This is a genomic window from Verruconatronum alginivorum, from assembly GCF_056590205.1.
The window spans coordinates 5,250,700-5,269,181 of the sequence record NZ_JBWPVQ010000001.1 but is presented as its reverse complement, the minus strand read 5'-3'; the positions used below and the strand labels follow the sequence as shown (position 1 = coordinate 5,269,181).

Below are 18,482 nucleotides of genomic sequence, written 5' to 3'. Positions count from 1 at the left end.
GATCGGCAAGCGTAAAAACGGCCCTCATTCCGCCTCCCAGCTAAGGTCTTCCCGCGCAAAGAAATAAACCGCGCCGTTTTCCCGTCCGACCAGGAGGTCCGGCCCCGACGACCCTCCGCTGTCCCACGGCGTCGGCGAACAGGCGTGTTGACCGAGATAAATCGGCTCTCCCCGAAATCGCATCAGACGGGGAAAGGCGAACACCGGCTCATCGTTGGTGCCGACGTTTTCCAGGAAAACCACCGCCGCCCCTTGAAGCCCTTCCGACTGAGGCAATCCCCGCTCCGGATCGGGAATCGAACCGTGGCGGGGCGTTCCAACCAGCAGATCTTTCACCCCGTTCCCGGTCCAGTCGGTCAACACGATCTTTGATCGGCCGGTGCCCCCGGCGGCGAGGAAATTGGCCCGGATGGTTGAGCCGTCTTCCAAGGTCAGTTTTCCACCATCTTCCAAATTCTGCCGGTCGATCCGCCAGTACAGACGAAACTCGTCGTCGTCATCCAACGCGATGTAAGCGACCCGGTCGCCCAGCTCCCCCACCCCCGGCTGGACCCGCCAGGTTCCATGAAGATCGAGACCGTTCCGATATAACCCTTCGGGCAGCCCAAACCTGGGATCCCCGGGCAAACCGTTGTTCATAAAGACCTTGTGACGCCCGGTCACGCTGCTCATCACGATATCGGGCAATCCGTTTCCGCTCCAATCGTAGATGGTGGGACAACTGTAACCCCAACGCGACTCCTGCGGTCCTTGAATCGAGCCGGCGTAACCCGGCTGAATGTGGATCGGCCGGCCGGCCGCATGGACATACTCCCGGTCGAGCAAGGCCGGACGGTCGTTCGACCCGACGTTGCGGAACACCAGGACGTTCCCCTCCGCGTTGCCAACCACCAGGTCCAGACTCCCGTCGCCGGTCCAATCGACCGCGTTGAGCACCGGGAGCGACCCCGCGTAAAGCGCGGTATTCTGGAACGGGACCAGCACCGGATCTTCGTAAATCGGACCGCCACTCTTCGAAAACGCTCCGGTGAACCGATAAAAGTAGATCGTCCCGGAGCTCGCCACAATCAGGTCCGACCAACCGGTCTCGGGATTCGGATAGGCGATCGGCCGGGCATTGATCTGGGGATGACGATGAGCCACGCCGCTTTGGTCCGCGATAAGTCGGCTTGTTTTCAATCGTTCGCCCGTTCCCGCGGAATAATAGAGCAAATTCCCAAACCAGGAGCCGGCCACGAGATCCAGCTCCCGTCCCGGGCTCAACCGAACGGGAGTCAGATTGCCAAACGCGCGGCCAATAAAATCCGCCACCAGGGCCTCCTCCCGGGTCGGCGAAACCTGCTCCAGCCGCACCGGTCCGTCATGATCGACGGGAAACGGCGAACTCCCCATCAAGTAGGCCCACCCGAGCCGGCCCCGGTAGATTCCGGCCCCGTCATACGGTTGGTAATGCGGACTCCGCCAATTGCGGGCCCGCTCATCGACCGGACGGGTTCCGGTCCCATCGTTGATTCCAACCACCAACCGCACCTCGCCGTTTTCCCGGGGAAGCACCGCCAAGGTCTGGGCGCGCTCCCGCCCTCCCGGAAGGCCCTCCAACTGAAGAACGCCAAGCTCCGACGGAACAAACATCATTCGCTCACGGTTAAAAACCGTTCGCCGCACACCATCGTCTCCCAGGAACCAACCGTGGATCACCCCCGTTTCGTCCTGGAAGATCGTTCCGTGACCGACTCCCCGAATCCGCTCCGGTTCGCCGAAAACCGGCAGCCCCGAGTCGTTCCGCTCGATCCAACGATACAAATACCGTCCGGTGAACAAATCAGGCTCCACTCCTCCATGGACAAACGCGTAACCCCGGGCATCGTCGACCCCGCCCGCGCCCTGTCGATCGGCGGTTCCCAAAGGGATCGGTTCCCCGCTCACCCAAGCCGGAGCCTTCCCCGGCCCGATTTGGGTGACCCAAAAACTCAAGAGAACAACCCCCAATGCAACAACGTTGTTTCTTCGCATGCCCGAAGAAGACATTCCCTGAAGCAAAAGACAATCCCGAAATGCCCCGTGGCTGCAGAGCGTGTCCCGTGTTGAGTCCCACATTCATGCGGTCTTCGACCAGTTGGAAAGACCGCCTGAAGGCGGGACTCCAACCAGTCGGCCTGGATGCAACAGCCCTATCCTTCATGGTTGCGCCATGAGGTCACTTCTCTATAAATGATCCATGAAATCGATACCCGCCCGTTTCGTCCTTCTGGCTTTGCTCTTTCCCCTCGGATCGTTCGCCGTCGCTTCGGAAAAGACGATCATCGCCCACCGCGGCGCTTCCGGTCATCTGCCGGAGCACACCCTCGAAGCCTATGCCTTCGCCTACGCCCAGGGGTCTCATTTCATCGAACCCGACTTGGTCCTGACCCGCGACGGGATTCCGATCGCCCTGCACGATCAGTCGCTGGAGGCGACCACCGACGTGGCCGAACGTTTTCCGGCCCGCCGCAGACCCGACGGTTCGTTTCCTCCGATCGATTTCACCTTGGATGAAATCAAGCAACTCCGGGTCCGGGAGCGCGTTGCTCCCGCCACCGGCGAACCGACCTTCCCCGATCGCTGGCGCAACCGGCATCAAGCGATTCATTTTCGCATTCCGACCTTGGCCGAAATCATCGAATTGGTCCAGGGGTTGAATCAAACCACCGGACGAGAGGTCGGGATTTACCCGGAACTCAAATTCCCCGCATGGCACCGGGAAGCCGGCTTCGAGTTTGAGCGGATCCTGTTGGAAACGCTCGAAGAATATGGATACACTTCGCGGGAGGATCCGGTCATCATCCAATCCTTCGAAGCCGAAAGCCTCCACCGTCTACGCGAACTCGGAACAAAGCTCCGTCTGGTCCAACTGATCGGTGCCGCCCGTTCCTACCACGCGATGACCACGGAGGAAGGGCTCGACCAAATCGCCGAATACGCCGATGGCATCGGCCCGACGGTCGCCCGTATCATCGATGGATCGGGCCGCCCGGTCCGCGACAATTTCCTCGTCCGCGAGGCCCAGGCCCGCGGCCTGGTCGTTCATCCCTACACTTTCCGCGCCGACCAATTGCCCCGCTTCGCATCCACTCCGGAAGAGTTCCTCGAACGAATCCTTTTCGAAGCGGGCGCCGACGGGATTTTCGCTGATCATCCCGGCCTGGCCCTCCAATTCCTCAAAAATCGTCTCTCCGAATAAACGCTGAAAGGCTCCGGGCGTTCACGCAAAGTCCGGCACGACGACACACCCACCATGCTTTCGCATGGTCCCCCCCTCTCAAGAACCAACATCCGGGCTGCGCCCGGGAAACACCATAGAATGGATCTTGGGTTTGAGGCGAAGCCTCTTCGGAGTGCTCCGCGTCCCCGCGGAGCTTTCGGGCGTGCGGAAGAGCTCCGGCAGTCGAATGGCCGGGCGTGCGGCTATCGCTGACCATTCGAAAGCGGTGCGGGGACGCACCGCACTCCAAAGCGCTTCGCGCGAAAACCGGATCGGCCTCCAACCCGCATGCACAGTGAACGTTTCATTTGGCTGGCGATAGCCGCATGCTCGGCGTCCAGGCAAAGTAGTGGGGTTGGCTTTGCCGCCCCATTCTCCGCGGTGATCGAAGGTTCGGGACCATCGCCCGGTCGTCCTTGACCAGCTGCCATCGTGCGGCGGAGCCAACCCGACTACGGGCGCTCGGCGAACCGGCACCTCGACACGCCCCACCATGCTTGCGCATTGTCCCCCCGGCGCGATGGCCGCACGCTGGGATGCTTACGGTGCCAGGTCTTCCCGCTGATAAAACAACAGGGTTCCCCTTTCCTCCGCCACCAGCAAATCGAGGCTGCCGCGTCCCAGGTCGACCGCGGCCGGAGAACAGGAATGGATCCCGTGAAAGATCGTCTCCCCTTGGAAGGTCATCAGTTCGGGGAATGCGAATACCGGGTTTTCATTGGTGCCGACGTTTCTCATCAGCAGGACCGCCGCTTCGCGGATCGCCGGCCCGAGGCTTTGGGGCAATCCATCCTCGGGCGAAGGGATCGAATGGATCCGACGAGTGCCAAACAACAGGTCGTAAACGCCGTTGCCCGTCCAATCCACCACCTGAATTTTGGTCCGGCCGCGTTGTCCGGCCCCGCGGTCGTTGGCTTCGATCGGCCGGCCGTCCTCCATGTAAAGGAGGTCCCCTTCGATCAGATTCTGGTCGTCGAGCCGTCGATACATCCGCAGCAAATCCTTTTCGTCGAAAGCAACCATCCAAACCTCCCCGGAACGTCCCCAGTCGGTGATGGCCGGCTGGGACCGCCACGTGAGACGCAGGTCGAGTCCGTCGACGTAGAGAGGTCGGGGCGCCTCGAATTCGGGAGGGTAAACCCCGGGTTTTCTCAACAACACCACGTAATCGCCCAAAATGCTGTTCAACACCACGTCGAGATGGCCGTTGCCGTTCCAATCGAACAAGGCAGGACAGGTGTAACCCCAGCGGGCTTCCCCCGGGCCTTGGACCGATCCCCGGTATCCGGCTTGAATACGCAACGGTTCTCCTCCGACCATCACCGCGATCGGCGAAGCAAAGGCGGGAACTTCGGCGGTGCCCACGTTTTCCACGAAGAGGAGTTCCCCGGCGTCGTTGCCAACGATCAGATCGATCAACCCGTTCCCGGTTAAATCCCCAGGAGAAACCACCGGAAGGGCTCCCAGGGCCAGATGTTGATTATCAGCTTTCACCGGCAACGGATCGTCGTAGATCGGTCCGCCGTCCGGCATGAAATCGCCGGTAAACCGGTAATACCAAATCCGCCCCGAATCCCCGACGATCAGGTCGGACAACCCGGTCTCCGGGTTAGTGAACGCCACCGGGGTCGGACTGATCACCGGATGCCGGGCGACAATTCCCCGCGGATTCCGCACAAAAACCGGCCGCTCCAGAGTCGCTCCTCCGGCGGGGTCATTCCGGTAATACATGAAAACGCCTTGTTTGTTGGTGCCGATCAAATCGCGCTCCCGCCCGGGTCCGAGGTTCACCATGGTCAATCCACTGTTGCCGAAAAGAAACTCCTTCTTCTCCGGCGACTCCTGGCGCACTACCAGAGGTTGACCGAGCGAGGTCGACCCGAAACGGGCGTATTTCAAATAGTCGTGGGTCATGTTTCCCCGCCAGATACCGGCCCCGTCGAAGGGTTGAAAGCGGTGGTCATGGATCCAGTAGTCCTGCGGATCGTACTCCAGCCCGTCCGAAAGGGAAAAGAAAACCTCCACCTCGCCGGTATCGGAGATGTAACCGGCCGCCCGGCTGACGTTCTCCGAAATGTCCATCACGTGACCATTCACCCGACGAAAGGCCATTTCGTTCGGGACCAGCCGGAGCACAATCAACTCCCGGCCCGACCGGAAAAGACCGAAGGTCCGCCCGTCGGATTCCGGCATGATCGTGCCGTTGGCATTGGGGCTCGTCAACGTCACCGGGGCGTGATAGGTCGGGGCGCCGTCCGGTCCTGTTCCAGCCCATGGATACAACACCCGGGCGCGCAGGATCAGATCATGCGGTCCGTTTCCCATCACGTTGGCCACCCCGGTCGGAACCGGAATAAAATCGCGGTAACCGCCGATTGGGCCGTTGCTTTCGGGGCCGGCCACTGGAACTCGCCCGCCATTCGGCCACGGGAATGGTTCGGCGATTCCGATCCCGGCACCGGCCATCATCGCGACGGCGAGAATGAGCGGACGGGAGAAGCGAATGACAGGGGTCGATCGATGTGTATTGGAGTCAAACATAATTTCGTATTCGGATTTTGAATTCAAACGACCCAATCAATCGATCAAGTCTTCGGTAAGTTCCACCCGGAGGCGCATGAAACCCCGGCCGTTTTCCCCAGGTAGGTTCTTCGCCCGGACCGTCACCCGCTCCACTTCGCCAAGATCTTCGATCTCCACGATTTCGGTGTGGTCGGGACCCGACTCCCAGGTCGCGAGGTCGTCGCTCACTTCCGGTTGAAAAACGAGATCGAAGGCCTCTTTCCGTTTCAGGTAAATCAAGAACACACCATCCTCCCCCGCGTGATCGATCTCCGGGAGGCTCGCCCTGGGATGGGGATCCCCCGGTTCCACGGCGAAGGCGTAACGGAGGAGGTTCACCATTCCAACCCCTAAGGGATCGGCCCACGGCCCGCTGATTGCCGGATCTTCGCCAGCTTCCGGACCAAAATAATCGATCCGCCAGGCGGCGAATCCTTCCGGAGCCGTCTCCCCGAAATGCTTCGCCCGCAGATACCGCTCGACGCTTCGTTGCTCCGCCTCACTCAACAAACGGTTGTAGATTAAAATCTCGGCGATGTCGCCCGAGTAACGGGCGGTCACCAGCGCCCGGTTCTGGGCCGATCCCGCCCCGATCCGGGTGAAGAGGTGGCCGCCGGGCACGGCGTTCGCCCCGCTCGTCGCGGCGACCTCGCGATTTCCACCGGGGGCGATCACGGTCGTTTTCAATTCCCCGGTCGCCGAATCCCACCGATTTCCGGCGATGACAAATTCAGACGCCCCCGCGGTCAAATCGCCCTCCCCGATGGTCACGAGACTTCCGTCGTTGAATCGGCTGGCCTGAGCCAAAATCATCCGATCGGAGGAAACCGTCGACCCCCAGGCGGAGTAATGAGCGAACGTCGAGGAGCCCGGGTCGATATCGTGATAGGCACTGTTCAACAAGCGACCGCCATCCAGGGCGTCGGGACGAAATACCAGATACCAGGTCCGTCCGGGCCCGTCGAAATCGCTCGGATTTCCCGGGATTTCCAAAAACTCCGCTTCCCCGTCGAACCGCAAGGCGTCGCCGCCGGTGGCAGTCACCCCCCGGGCCAGCCGCGGGAGTTGGTGCTCGACAGGCGGAGGCAGCGCATGGTTCGCCTGCCCGGAGCGGTCGCTCCAGCGGATGGTTCGCGCCACCGGGTCCGGGGGAACGACGGTGGATGTGACGAGATCGGCCGCGTCGAGCCAGAGAACTAACCCGTGGCTGATCGGGAGACTCGCGTCCTCCCCGGCGAAATGTCGGTCGGCGAGGTAAGCTTCCATCTCCGCTTGTTCGGCGTCGGTCAGCTTGCGGTTGAAAACGAGAATCTCGGCGATGTCGCCGGTGTAAGGGGAGGCGGGATTGCCGGATCCGTGGCCGGCACCACTGCCAATCCAGGTAAAAAGATGCCCTTGGGCGATGCCGTTCGCACCATTGACCACGGAGCGACGCCGCTCGCCCGACCGGCTGATGGCGACCGCCTCGATTTGCCCGGTTCCGGCCAGCGGATCCCAACGGGCGGAACCGATGAAAAAGTCGTCGGTGCGGATCAGTCCGCTCACTTCGGCCGCCTCGAAATCGGCGTTGGCTTTGCGGACCTGGGCCCGCAAACGTCCGTTGGCGGCCGGCATGCTCCCCCACCCCGCGTAACTCCCCGCGGTTTGCGCCGGGTTGGGGTTGAAATCGGCGTAGGCCGAGTTGAGAATCCGACCTTGGTCCAACGCGCCCGGCCGGAAGACAAAATACCAGGAAAAGCGGGGCGACTCCAGGCTCTCGGACGCAGGGATCGCCAGATGTTGCCCCAACGTTCCATTAAACCGCACCGCGTTTCCGCCCGCCGGGGTCACTCCGGGGGCCACTACTGGGATGGGACCGCCGCCGCCATGCGTGGCATGGTTGCCATGAAGCGACCGGTCGGGCCACACGGTGACCGGCTTTTCGCCGGACAGAACACCAATCGGCCCAAGCCCCACCGCGACCATCGCGAGTAGAAATACGCCGAACCGACAGCTGGAGAAAACGAATCGCATCTTACGGCGACGTGGACAAATACTCCCGCCGCAAAAGAATGAAGCGGCCGGATTGATTGCCGACAAGAAGATTCAAGGCCCCGCCCCCTCCGAGCGTGGTGGCCGCCGCGGTCACCGCGTGGCCGCCGCCCGGATAGAGAATTTCGCCTTTATAGCGGACCGGCTGGGGATGCTCGAACACCGGGTTCTCGTTGCTCCCGACGTTACGCATCACAAGGACCGCTCCAGCGCGCCGAGGCAGGGCCGGAGTCGGGTAGCCGGTGGTCTTGTTGGGAATCGCGTTGGGGCTGGCGGTTCCCATCACCAAGTCGAGGCGACCGTCTCCGTCCCAATCGGCGAAAGTCAATTTCCCCCGACCGGTGTGCCCGGAAAACCCGCCACTCATCGAAATCAAACTGCCATTGGAGAGCCGAAGTTTTCCCCCGCTTTCCAGGTTGTAGTCGTCGATTTGCCAATACAAATGGAAGTGGTCCTCCCCGTCGGCGACCACCAGGGCGTTTCGATCGCCGAGCCGTCCGACCGCCGGTTGCACCCGCCATTTGCCATGCAAATTCATCCCATCGACGAACAACGGCCGTCCCAGGTCGAGCATCGGCGCCCCGGGGGTTCCGCGGTTGATGTAGACGGTGAAACTTCCGGTGATGTCTCCCAGCAATAAGTCGGGCAAACCGTTGCCGGTCCAGTCGAACGCGGTTGGCGCGGTATAACCCCAGCGGGCCTCGCCGACGCCTTGCACGCTTCCCCGATACCCTCCCTGGATATGGATCTCCTGCCCGCCCGCGGACACGGGAATGCCCGGGAGGAAACGCGGATGCGTATTGGTTCCGACGTTTTCAAAAAAGAGCACGCGCCCTTCGGAGTTGCCCGAAATCAGGTCGAGAATGCCGTTGCTGTTCCAATCGATCACCGAAACCACCGGCAGGGAGCCGGCGTAAAGGTCGGCGTTTTCCTGCAGGACCGGTTGCGGGTTCTCGTAAACGGGTCGGCCGTCCGCGGTCGTTTCCCCGGTGAACCGGTAAAAATAAAGGGCCCCTTCCCCGCCGACAATCAGATCGGGACCGCCTTGCGGATTCGGATAAGCGATCACCGCCGGACCGATCGTCGGGTGACGGAGCAAATGCCCGTCCGGTCCCGCGATCGCTTTTCGCGGAGCCAATCCGGCCGCATCGAAATCTCCTTCGAAAAAGTAGATATTTCCGAAATGCGATCCGGTCATCACCCCGGCACGTCCCGGCCCCAAAACAATCAGGGCCAAATGGCTCAAGTTGCTCCGCACTTCCCGGTCGCTTGCACTGATGCGCCGCACGTCGGTGGCCGGTCCCTGGGCAACCCCGGGGAGCGTCGCTCCGAATAGCTGGCGATAGGGAAAACCACCCCGCCAAATCCCCGCCCCGTCGTAGGGACGATAATCTTCCTCCCAACGGCCCGCGCCAGGCGGGGAGCCGGAAACACCGTCGGAGATCTCGAAGAACGCCCGGACGGTTCCGTCGGCCATCTCCCGCACCGCCACCCGGGCCGGGTTGCGGGGCAATCCGGCGATCTCGACCGATCCGATCTCAGCAAACGTGCGGCCCGAGCTGGAAAACCGGCCGAAAAACATCCGTCTGCCTTGCATCCAAACCGCCCGAATCTCGCCGTCGGCGGCCTGGTAAATCGACCCATTCTCCCCGATCGGATGGGCGGGATCGATCATCAGCGGCAACGGAGTGCCGAAAACAGGGACGCCGTCGTCAGTCCGGCCGGAATACGGATACAAATAGATCCCGAGTCCCGGAAACGCGGTGGCCCGGACGAATAAGTCGGGCTCCACCCCTCCGGTGACGAACGCCGTTCCCCGCGGATGATTCCAGATCCCGGGCAACGCCAACGGTCCCCGACGGTCGGGCGCGTGCGACTTCAGCACGGGATCCCGTCCCTCCCATTGATCCCACCACCAACCCGAGGAACTTGGCGCCGGTTGAAACTCCACCGCGGTTCGCACGCTGGCAGCATCGAACCAGGTCACCAGGCCGTCCCGCACCGGGACCGCTTCGGCCGCGGCCCACGTCGCCATGGCCAGCGGCAACAAAGCCGAAATCGATTTGATTTTCATCATTCTACCCTGAGCGGTTCGGCCTAACCCAAAAAAGCGGAGCCGGAATGGCTCCGCCATTTTTGTCGCTCGCGCGAAAGGACCGATTATTCCTGCGCCTCAATACGGAGACGCATGAAACCTCGGGAATGTTCCCCCGGATAATGGAGAGCCATCGCGGTCACCAGTTCGTAATCACCGTGATCCTCCGCGTCGATTTCCTCGACGTGATCGGGACCGGAACTCCACTCGACCAAATCAGGAGAGACTTCCACGATGAACGTCACATCGGTGGCTTCTTTCGACCGCCGATAGGTGAGAAGCAATGCATCCTCCAGGATCAAAGCCGAAGGGAGATTGGCCCGCTCGTTTTCCCAAGGCGACAGGGCCATCGCGTATTTCAGGTAATTCGAGATGCCGTCGCCGGACGGGTTGGCATCCGGAGCGGTGAGTTCTTCGTTCTCCCAATCTTCCGGATCGAAATTGCTCTGCACCCAACCGGCATAACCGGAGGTCGGCAACTCGCCGAAATGTTTCTCCCGCAGGTAGTTTTCCACCGCCAATTGTTCCTCTTCGGTGAGCAGGCGGTTGTAAACGAGGATTTCCGCAATCTCCCCGTGGAAGTAGGCGGTCGGATTGGCGCTGGTCGTCCCCGCACCAGCCCCGACCCGGAGAAAAATATTATACTCCGGAACGGCGTTCGCCTCGTCCGCGGTCGCCACCGCCCGTTGTCCGGCGCCGTCGACGAGAATCGAGGTCACCACCGTCGAATTGGAATCCCACATGCCGCCGCCGATGAAGAATTCTCCCGCCGACAAGGAACCGGCGTTGGCCGCGACGAAATTATCGGTGGCCGCGGCCCGACGGGCTTGCACCCGGAAGGTGTTGTTGGATCCCGGGAAAATGCCCCAGGTCGCGTAATTGGTGAGGACATCTCCGCCAGGAATGATGTCACTGTAGGCTCCGTTGATCAAACGCCCGTTATTCCCGAGACTCGTGGCGCGAAACACCGCGTACCAGCTCCGCTCCGTCCCATCGAAATCTGGATGTCCCCAGATTTCCAGGAACTCGGAAGTTCCGTCGAACGAGACCGCGTCTCCTCCCATCGGAGTCACCCCTTCGAGCAATGTGGGGAACTGGTGGTTCATCGGCGACTCTTGGGCGTGATGGGAATTCCCCGAAAGATCGGTCCACTCAGTCACCCTGGTTTTCGGTCCTTCCGGCTCGGGATATTCCAGATCGGTCTCGGCGGCGTCGAGCCAAAGAATCAGATCGTCGGTGACGCTCAATTCCGGGGAGCCGACGCCGGTGAAATGCCGGGCGTAGAGATAGTCTTCCACCGCCTGGCGCTCGCTGGCGTTCAGCACGCGGTTGAAGACCAGCAATTCGGCGATGTCACCGGAAAACGGGACGGCCGTATTCGCGTTGCCGGTACTGGACCCCGCCCCGATCCGGGTGAACACGTGGCCGGACGGCATCGCGTTCGCCCCAGTACCCGTCCCGGTTACCCGTTCCCCGGAGCTATTGACCCGGACCGCGAGCACTTCGCCCGTGGTCGCATCCCAATGGCCGCCGCCGATATAAAACTGATTCGCCGTGACCGACTGGTTGGGCGTCTCTCCCACGACGAACGTGAACCCGTTGGCGTTGGCATTGATTCCCCGGGTTTGAAACCGGAAGTTATTCATGCTCGACGGACCGGGCATCATCCCCCACATCGCGTAGTTGGACTGGTTTCCTTCCGTTTGCGGAATTCCGTCGAGATAGGCCGAGTTCAGAATGCGCCCCTGGTTCATCGCGGTTGTGCGGAAAACCGAATACACCGTGTATTGGCCGCCGTCAAAGGTGGCGCTCGCCCCTACTTCAAAGAACTGCGGAACACTGCCGTCGAAGGTGACCACGCCGCTCCCGGCCGGCGTCGCCGAAGCGGTGAACCGGGGAACGTCGACGGACTCGACCGGCAGCGCATGATGGTTGTGCCCCGACCGGTCCGGCCAGGAAGTGACGAGTGGAAGAGGCTCGGTCGGCGGCTCCACGAAGGATTGAACGGTGGAGGCGTCGAGCCTCAAGACGAGCCCGCTTTCCACGGGCGTGGCATGAAGGCCGATGGCGAGCAGCGAACTGACTGCCGCGAGGGAGAACCAGTTTTTAATATTCATTTGGTTGGGTGTGATGGGTGAAGTAGTTGGAGAAGGAATGAGCCGGAAACCGGGTCCGAATCAATAAGCGACGCTGAGATTGCGTTCCCGAACCTGCCCTTTTTGGACTGACTCGACGTGACCGTCGACAAACAGAATGTTAGCCCGGCCGCCATGACGGTAACGAATCGCTCCGCCCGCCAGGTCGGCATCGTTGGCGGTCGTAACCGGCACGTCCGCCCGCCCCGGAAGTCCGTTGCCGTAAAGGAGACTGGCCGGCAACAGGGACCACGAAGGATAACCGACTTTGCCGCCATAAGTCTGCTCCCGCTGGGTGGCATCGGACATCACCATGACTTGCGAAGGACGTTCGATCTGGTTCAACCGGACCGGCGCCACCTCACGGCCATGGACCATAACCCACCGGTTGGCGGAGAAATTCGGCATCGGGGAAACCTCCCCTTGCAAGGCCTGCGGACAAGCCACGATCTCCGAAGGCGGGTATTCATCCCACTCCTCCTGGTTGTAGCGACGGTCCTCATGCTCCATGTTGGCGCCCATGTAGGGCTGGAGAGTGATCGGCCACATTGCCCGGCTGGCTTCGTAGGTCGGATGGACGCCATACGGAATATGACCGTTCTCCGCTTCGAAAAGGAGAACGGCTTGCCCGATCTGACGGAGATTGCTGATGCACTGAGAAGTCCGGGCCGAATCCCGCACCCGGCCAACGACCGGAATGAGGATGGCGGCGAGAATGCCGATGATCGCGATAACTGTGAGCAACTCGATGAGAGTGAAACCGGTCACCCGGCGGCGTTTAGGAAGGGTGTTTTTCATAGGGTTCAAGTCCATTTGCTACAACGTTGGCGCTATGCAAATCACCTGGCAAGCTTTTTTTGTAGAAAAATGCCCACCCTGCACATTTTTGCCCTTCCCGGGTGGGAGCAATGTCGGTTCTCCGGCGCAGTGACAGCGTCAGGGGTGCCCCCCTGAACCGCGCAGGCGTGGGCCCCGCCCGTTAAACGATTCCCCAAGCTCAATGGAAAAATGGGACCGGATGTTTAAAGATTAGTTCCGGCATTTTCCAGGAAACGAACCGTCAGCGGAGTGATCGAGCGCGTCAACCGATGTCCACCCGTGCACCCGATAGCGTTGGCTCTCCATCAAAATCCTCCGGCAGAACGATTCGGTATCATTCGCCCTCGGCGAACACCTACACTGTCTCGCCGGGAATCAGGATCGGTTCGACCATCACCTGAATCCGTCGCTCTTCCTGCGGGTGGCGGATACGCCAGAGCAACTGCTCCACAGCGCGTCTCCCGGTGATTTCCGGTGCCAGGTCAATCGTCGCCGGCCGCGGCCGTAAACCGATTAAGTAGGGTTCCTCGTTGTTGCAGGAGATAATTTTCATGTCCTTCTCCGGCCGAATTTTTGCATCCATCAACTGCCTATAAACCATGGCAGTAACGTGATCATCGGCCACGAAAATACCTGTGGGCCGCGGTTTTAAGCTCAGAAGCCTCGCCATCAGTTTACCCACCCGCGATTCAAAATTCTTGTAGGAGTCCGGTTCGGGCCCAATCGCATCCGACTCTTCAATGACCATCTGAGCACGGCCCCCTCCTCGATGGATGGCATAGGCAAAAGCTTCACTGCGAGCCTCGACTCCGGGGTGAATGTCTGAAAGGGAAAAGAAAGCAACATCGCGGTGACCTTCATTCAACAAATAATCGGCTGCGAGCCGCCCAATAAATTCATTTCCCGGCAAAACCCCGTCCCCCGGGTCACTGGCGTGACTCGATAACCACACGATCGGCCCGCACATGGAATCGAGTAAGTTTTGAGGCGTGCTGTTCCCCCACAACAAGACCCCGTCGACTTTCCCCTGAGCCAAAAGCGGGGGCAATGGATCGCCTTCGCCCACTTCCGCCACCAGCAGATTCAGTCCCGCCTCATTGGCCGCACGCTGAACACCTCGCATCTTCGCCAAAGCCAGAACCGGATGCCGCAGGTAAAATTTGTCGACGATAATCAGGGCTATCGTAACGCCAACTTGCTTTCCCATACCGTTCTGCCCCATGCCTCCGGGGCGTCCCCGCCCCGATCGGGATGGCTTGTAACCGGTCGCCTCGATCGCTTCCCGAACCGCTTGGATTTTCTCCGGCGCGACTCCTTTGCCGCCGTTTAAAACACGCGAGACGGTCGGTTGGGAAACACCCGCAATTTCAGCAAGTTTAGTTGTTGTCACGGGAGAAGACATCATGAAATCAAAACCACGGTTTACCCCGAAGGTCAATGTTTTATTCACGATTTATTCAAACCCATTCCCCCGGCGTAACGATCACTTCGCCGCGCCTCCGCAAAAACACGTAAACTCCCGATCCACGCGCCCTTCCGGCGAGTCCCCCTCACTCCTGGGCGCGCGGACGAAACAGCACCGCGTCGGCAATTACGTACCCTCTGTCCCGATCGCTCTCGATCGTGACCGATGCCCCGTTCTCTCCGAAATCAAAATGCCCGAGGCTAACCCAATCTCCTCCCTGGTTTCGTTGATCAACCCTCACGTTTTCCGTTCCTCCGGCGTGTTTTACGATGTAGGAGACTGCAGGGGAACGCCGACCAAGGGAGTTCCACAGCGCATACACTTCGTATGAACCGGCCCTCGGCAATTCCGGCGTGAAACTTACCGACCCTACGCCTCCCGGGGCCAGGAACAAATAATCTTCTCCGTGACGGTCTTCCGATCTGTCGCTGGATTCCCAATCCCCGCGAACCTCGACATGAGCCTCATCTCTGTGATCAACGATGATATCATCCTCCCCTGGCTTGTATGGCGGGGGAATTCTCGCATCGACCATCTCCAATTCATCCAGGTCACTGATACGAACCCGCTGGATTTCCACCGACTGCTTCCGCCTGCCGTGCCCGCCGGAATGAGCGATATAAAGATACCCGTCATGCTCCATCATCATTGGGTAATCCACTCCGTTTCGGTCACCGGTCACCAAATGATAGAGTCGATCAAAAATCATCCCATCGTCACTGATCGCCAACGTCAGATAGTCGCGGCTGTTCGGATGCGAATTTGACACCAGCACATACCTCCCATCACTCATGCGCAGCCCATGAAATTTCGACCGCGCGTCAGGAAAATCGGTCTGAACTGGAGTGCTCCACGTGCGTCCGTTGTCGGTGGAAAACGACCGAAAAACGTATCCACTGCGGCGGTTGTCGCGAAAAAGAGCCATCAGATTACCGTCAGGCAACTCCCACCAGTATGGTTCCTCCGCTGTCAGAGGTCCTTGTGGAACCCGGAATTTTTCCCACTCATTGAAAGCCTCCACGCCACCGATCAGGAAATCAACTCCGGAGCTGCTGTAGTCGTAGGGCCGCCGTGACATCATCCATTCGCCTGTCGGAAGGCGCTTCGGAGAGAAGTTGTTGATGGCGTTGTCATAAACAAGTCCGTGTTTCTTCCACTTCCCCTCATCTTGATCCCAGCGATAAGCAAGAAGTTTGAGGCTCGGCCCAAAAAAACCCGCTGCTTCGTCTCTGGATAGCAACGCCAGCAGTTCCCCTTCTTCCCGCACCCAAAAACCGCGAGCAATGTAACGAAACCCTTCCGGGGAACGCGTATTATAGTGAGGCGAATCAGGCCCGGAGCCGGCTGGATAATCGGTCAAAAAGCGGGCCTCACTCCAATTCACGCCATCCTCGCTGGTCGCGTATTTCACTACTTGCCCCACCCGATCTTCGATCCGTGGTCCATCGCTCCACATCGCCCAGAAGCGTCCGTCATGGTGAATCAGGTAATTGTGCTGATTCACGCCATTTCGAGAGGTCACGTCATTGACGACAATATGCTCCCTCGGAACCTGAGGCAGCTTGTTCACATCAATCTGGTGCGAATGATCGAACCAGTCCCCAACGAGCATAACCGGCGACTCTGGATTGTCCTTAGGATCCGGATACCCGGCTGGCGCCGGCGATGCCGCCAGTGTACCTCCCACGAGAACATAAAGGGGGAGAAATTGTTTGTTCCACTTCATCAATATTTCTTGTTTTTCAGGTTTGAATTATTCACCAACAAGCGACAACGGCCTCCCGAGCCTTGTCACACTCCTCCAGGTCATTTTCCGCGAGCGGCGACTGACGAAAACTCAAAGTCGTCTGCCACGGCGGCAGGAAGAACCTGCCCCTGCTCGATCAACAACTTCTGCAGGGGTCCAACAGATAGTTCATGGGGCAGGACGCCGTCACGGACGCAAAGCCAGGCTGCGCATCCTGCCGCGTGTCCCAGCGCCATCCAGGTCGGTTCCATGCGAACCGATGAGAAAGCCACGTGTGTCGCTGAAACAGGCACAGGAACGATCAGGCCTTGTAACCGCCGCGGAATCATCGCCCGATACGGTATGTTATACGGTTGGGTGATCTCGTCCATCATTCCCAGATAGCCTTCCAGGACAATCGTGTCACCCGGTTGCCGCTTGCGAACCGGGAAACTGTCGATCGGAAACTCCCCCATAGCCACCACGTCATCGAACTCAGGTGTGCTGGGCGATTCAGGAGTGACTGTGATGTCGTGTTCGGTCAGCATGTAACGGCCTTCCAAACGACGCCCCTCGCGGACATACAACTGCCATGAAAAATTGCCGTTGTCAGTAAACTCATCGAGTGGAAGATGATACTTACACGCTTCCGCCCGGTCCTTCGACGGAACGCTCTTGTCGTTCTGCAAAAACCAGAGGAGCCCCAGACAGAGATTCCGGTGACGCCGCGAAATTCGCTCCCGGATCTTCCAGTCGCCTTCCACGTAGCCGATATTTTCCTCGGCAAAAGGAAAGGCCAATGGACGCGGATTGATGTTCGCATCCACCTTCCCATTGGGGAGGTCTGTCACCGACAGCGCCCGCACCAGGGTGTCGAAATGTTCCGGATAATAGCCGCGGCCTTCCTTGAAAACCGCCGGTCGGCTCAGCCTTCCTTCCTGGAGGTCATCGTGGTAAAGCATGTAGATACCACGGTCGTAATCATCCGGCGGCGTTTCCAGGACTCGGCTGTTGGCGGGATCGCGGGAGAGACAAAATCGATAGGTATAAGCCGGGAGCCGGTCGTCCCCTTCACCCGTGCTCCGCGGAAGACGAACACCCCGCTCATAATCGTAATAAACCATTCCCGCATGGGGTTCCCCGAACTCGTCCCGCCCTTCCCGTCCCAACCGGTAGTCCGCCCCGGACAATCCCACGAGGTCACCTTCGTAGGTCGCATCAATAAAAACCGGCGCAAAGAGAGAGAAAACTTTCCCCGACGTCAGGGATGCCACTTCGATTGCCTGCAATCGATCTCCTGAAACCTCAGCGTGACAAACTTCATGGGACAAGAATACCTCAATCGTCCCACACTCGGCGAGCATCCCGCGAAACACGGATTCCGCCACCGACGCCTCCGCGTAATAACCGTTTCGGCACATCGCGTAGTTCTCCGACTCGAGGCCATGAACTTCGGCGTAGTGAACGCGAACGCGCTCGACGAATTCTTTGAAGATTCCGCCGATCAACTCCTGGTGTTCCACATCACTCTTGCCGAGCCCGCTGGCGGTCATGCCCCCGACATGCGAATGTCGCTCCAACAACGCTACCGAGGTCCCCATACGAGCTGCGGCAACCGCCGCCGCGATACCCCCGGGTGTCGCTCCGACCACTACCAATTCGAATTCTTTCTTTTCTTCCCTCATCATTTATTTGCCGCCCGCAGGCCGATATTCCTGTTCCTCCCGAACGCACAAACACGTTAGTGGCGGCCGTCAGGATTGACTAACTACTAAAAATAACCACCCGCCCCACCAGGGTCGGCCGTCTGACTCCTCAACCTCACCCGCAATTCCTCCAGCGGGAGGGCTTCCGCATGACCATCGGCGTGAACCGCGTTATAGGATACGCCATGCCACGGCGGACCCGGGTTATTGGAATTGATTGAGGAGCTTGCGGCACTGTTGCCGCGATCCCGCACCAGAACGAATCGACTTGGAGTGTGAAGCGCCGTTATCGACTCGCCCCAATAATATTCGTTTGGCGCATAAGTGAACTGCCATTCGTCCGGCCCGTTTGGACAACGCCAGATCAAGTCCAATCGCGTGTTGTCACCTTCCCCTCGCAGGACGGCATGATCAGTATACGGCTGGAGCTGAACTTCCGCCAGTGTTCGGGGAGCAGATTGCCCCCCACCCACGCGCGGTGGCAGACGATCGTTGTGGTCGGTCGCATACATCAACGACGCCTGGCCGATCTGGCGGAGATTCGAAAGGCATTGGGCCGAGCGAGCGGACTCCCGGACCGCTCCCACCACTGGGATGAGAATTGCAGCCAGGATCCCAATGATCGCAATGACCGTGAGCAGTTCGATCAAGGTGAACGCGTCTGATGTTTTGTCTGATACCTTCCGTGGATGCATGACGTTT

Annotated in this window: 11 protein-coding genes; 1 reads left to right on the top strand and 10 read right to left on the bottom strand. The window is 59.9% G+C overall.

Annotated elements, in window-relative coordinates:
- Positions 1–24: 24 nt before the first annotated feature.
- Entirely contained in the window at positions 25–2,013 is a 1,989-nt protein-coding gene (locus ACWUI2_RS19320) for an FG-GAP repeat domain-containing protein (protein ID WP_486984479.1), read from the bottom strand.
- A gap of 205 nt (positions 2,014–2,218) precedes the next feature.
- Here ACWUI2_RS19320 and glpQ point away from each other — a divergent pair, with 205 nt between their 5' ends.
- The gene (gene glpQ, locus ACWUI2_RS19315; protein WP_486984478.1) at positions 2,219–3,220 is read left to right on the top strand and encodes a glycerophosphodiester phosphodiesterase; all 1,002 of its coding nucleotides are present in this window, start codon (positions 2,219–2,221) and stop codon (positions 3,218–3,220) included.
- 561 nt (positions 3,221–3,781) lie between these two features.
- Here the strand turns inward: glpQ and ACWUI2_RS19310 are convergent.
- The 9 genes from ACWUI2_RS19310 to ACWUI2_RS19270 form a co-directional block, all read right to left on the bottom strand.
- Complete coding sequence (locus ACWUI2_RS19310; protein WP_486984477.1) at positions 3,782–5,782, bottom strand: hypothetical protein; 2,001 nt, start codon at positions 5,780–5,782, stop codon at positions 3,782–3,784.
- A 36-nt stretch (positions 5,783–5,818) separates the two neighbouring features.
- Positions 5,819–7,768 (bottom strand): hypothetical protein, encoded by a 1,950-nt coding sequence (locus ACWUI2_RS19305; protein ID WP_486984476.1) that lies wholly within the window; start codon positions 7,766–7,768, stop codon positions 5,819–5,821.
- A gap of 49 nt (positions 7,769–7,817) precedes the next feature.
- On the bottom strand, positions 7,818–9,911 hold the full coding sequence (locus tag ACWUI2_RS19300) for a VCBS repeat-containing protein (protein WP_486984475.1): 2,094 nt from the start codon (positions 9,909–9,911) through the stop codon (positions 7,818–7,820).
- Positions 9,912–9,994: 83 nt separating this feature from the next.
- On the bottom strand, positions 9,995–12,046 hold the full coding sequence (locus ACWUI2_RS19295; protein ID WP_486984474.1) for a hypothetical protein: 2,052 nt from the start codon (positions 12,044–12,046) through the stop codon (positions 9,995–9,997).
- A 60-nt stretch (positions 12,047–12,106) separates the two neighbouring features.
- On the bottom strand, positions 12,107–12,862 hold the full coding sequence (locus ACWUI2_RS19290) for a prepilin-type N-terminal cleavage/methylation domain-containing protein (RefSeq protein ID WP_486984473.1): 756 nt from the start codon (positions 12,860–12,862) through the stop codon (positions 12,107–12,109).
- Positions 12,863–13,238: 376 nt separating this feature from the next.
- Positions 13,239–14,333, bottom strand: coding sequence for a LacI family DNA-binding transcriptional regulator (locus ACWUI2_RS19285; RefSeq protein ID WP_486984472.1), 1,095 nt, complete (start codon positions 14,331–14,333; stop codon positions 13,239–13,241).
- 100 nt (positions 14,334–14,433) lie between these two features.
- Positions 14,434–15,918 (bottom strand): exo-alpha-sialidase, encoded by a 1,485-nt coding sequence (locus tag ACWUI2_RS19280; RefSeq protein ID WP_486984471.1) that lies wholly within the window; start codon positions 15,916–15,918, stop codon positions 14,434–14,436.
- Positions 15,919–16,154: 236 nt separating this feature from the next.
- A complete protein-coding gene (locus ACWUI2_RS19275; protein WP_486984470.1) occupies positions 16,155–17,762 on the bottom strand; it encodes an FAD-dependent oxidoreductase in 1,608 nt (535 codons plus the stop codon).
- An 83-nt stretch (positions 17,763–17,845) separates the two neighbouring features.
- Positions 17,846–18,475 carry a type II secretion system protein gene (locus ACWUI2_RS19270; RefSeq protein WP_486984469.1) on the bottom strand — a complete coding sequence of 210 codons (630 nt, stop codon included), beginning with the start codon at positions 18,473–18,475 and terminating at the stop codon, positions 17,846–17,848.
- Positions 18,476–18,482: the final 7 nt, after the last annotated feature.

Coding starts and splice junctions, on each gene's coding strand:
- ACWUI2_RS19320 (WP_486984479.1), bottom strand. CDS start 2,013: ATGCGAAGAAACAACGTTGTTGCATTGGGGGTTGTTCTCTTGAGTTTT.
- glpQ (WP_486984478.1), top strand. CDS start 2,219: ATGAAATCGATACCCGCCCGTTTCGTCCTTCTGGCTTTGCTCTTTCCC.
- ACWUI2_RS19310 (WP_486984477.1), bottom strand. CDS start 5,782: ATGTTTGACTCCAATACACATCGATCGACCCCTGTCATTCGCTTCTCC.
- ACWUI2_RS19305 (WP_486984476.1), bottom strand. CDS start 7,768: ATGGTCGCGGTGGGGCTTGGGCCGATTGGTGTTCTGTCCGGCGAAAAG.
- ACWUI2_RS19300 (WP_486984475.1), bottom strand. CDS start 9,911: ATGATGAAAATCAAATCGATTTCGGCTTTGTTGCCGCTGGCCATGGCG.
- ACWUI2_RS19295 (WP_486984474.1), bottom strand. CDS start 12,046: ATGAATATTAAAAACTGGTTCTCCCTCGCGGCAGTCAGTTCGCTGCTC.
- ACWUI2_RS19290 (WP_486984473.1), bottom strand. CDS start 12,862: ATGAAAAACACCCTTCCTAAACGCCGCCGGGTGACCGGTTTCACTCTC.
- ACWUI2_RS19275 (WP_486984470.1), bottom strand. CDS start 17,762: ATGATGAGGGAAGAAAAGAAAGAATTCGAATTGGTAGTGGTCGGAGCG.
- ACWUI2_RS19270 (WP_486984469.1), bottom strand. CDS start 18,475: ATGCATCCACGGAAGGTATCAGACAAAACATCAGACGCGTTCACCTTG.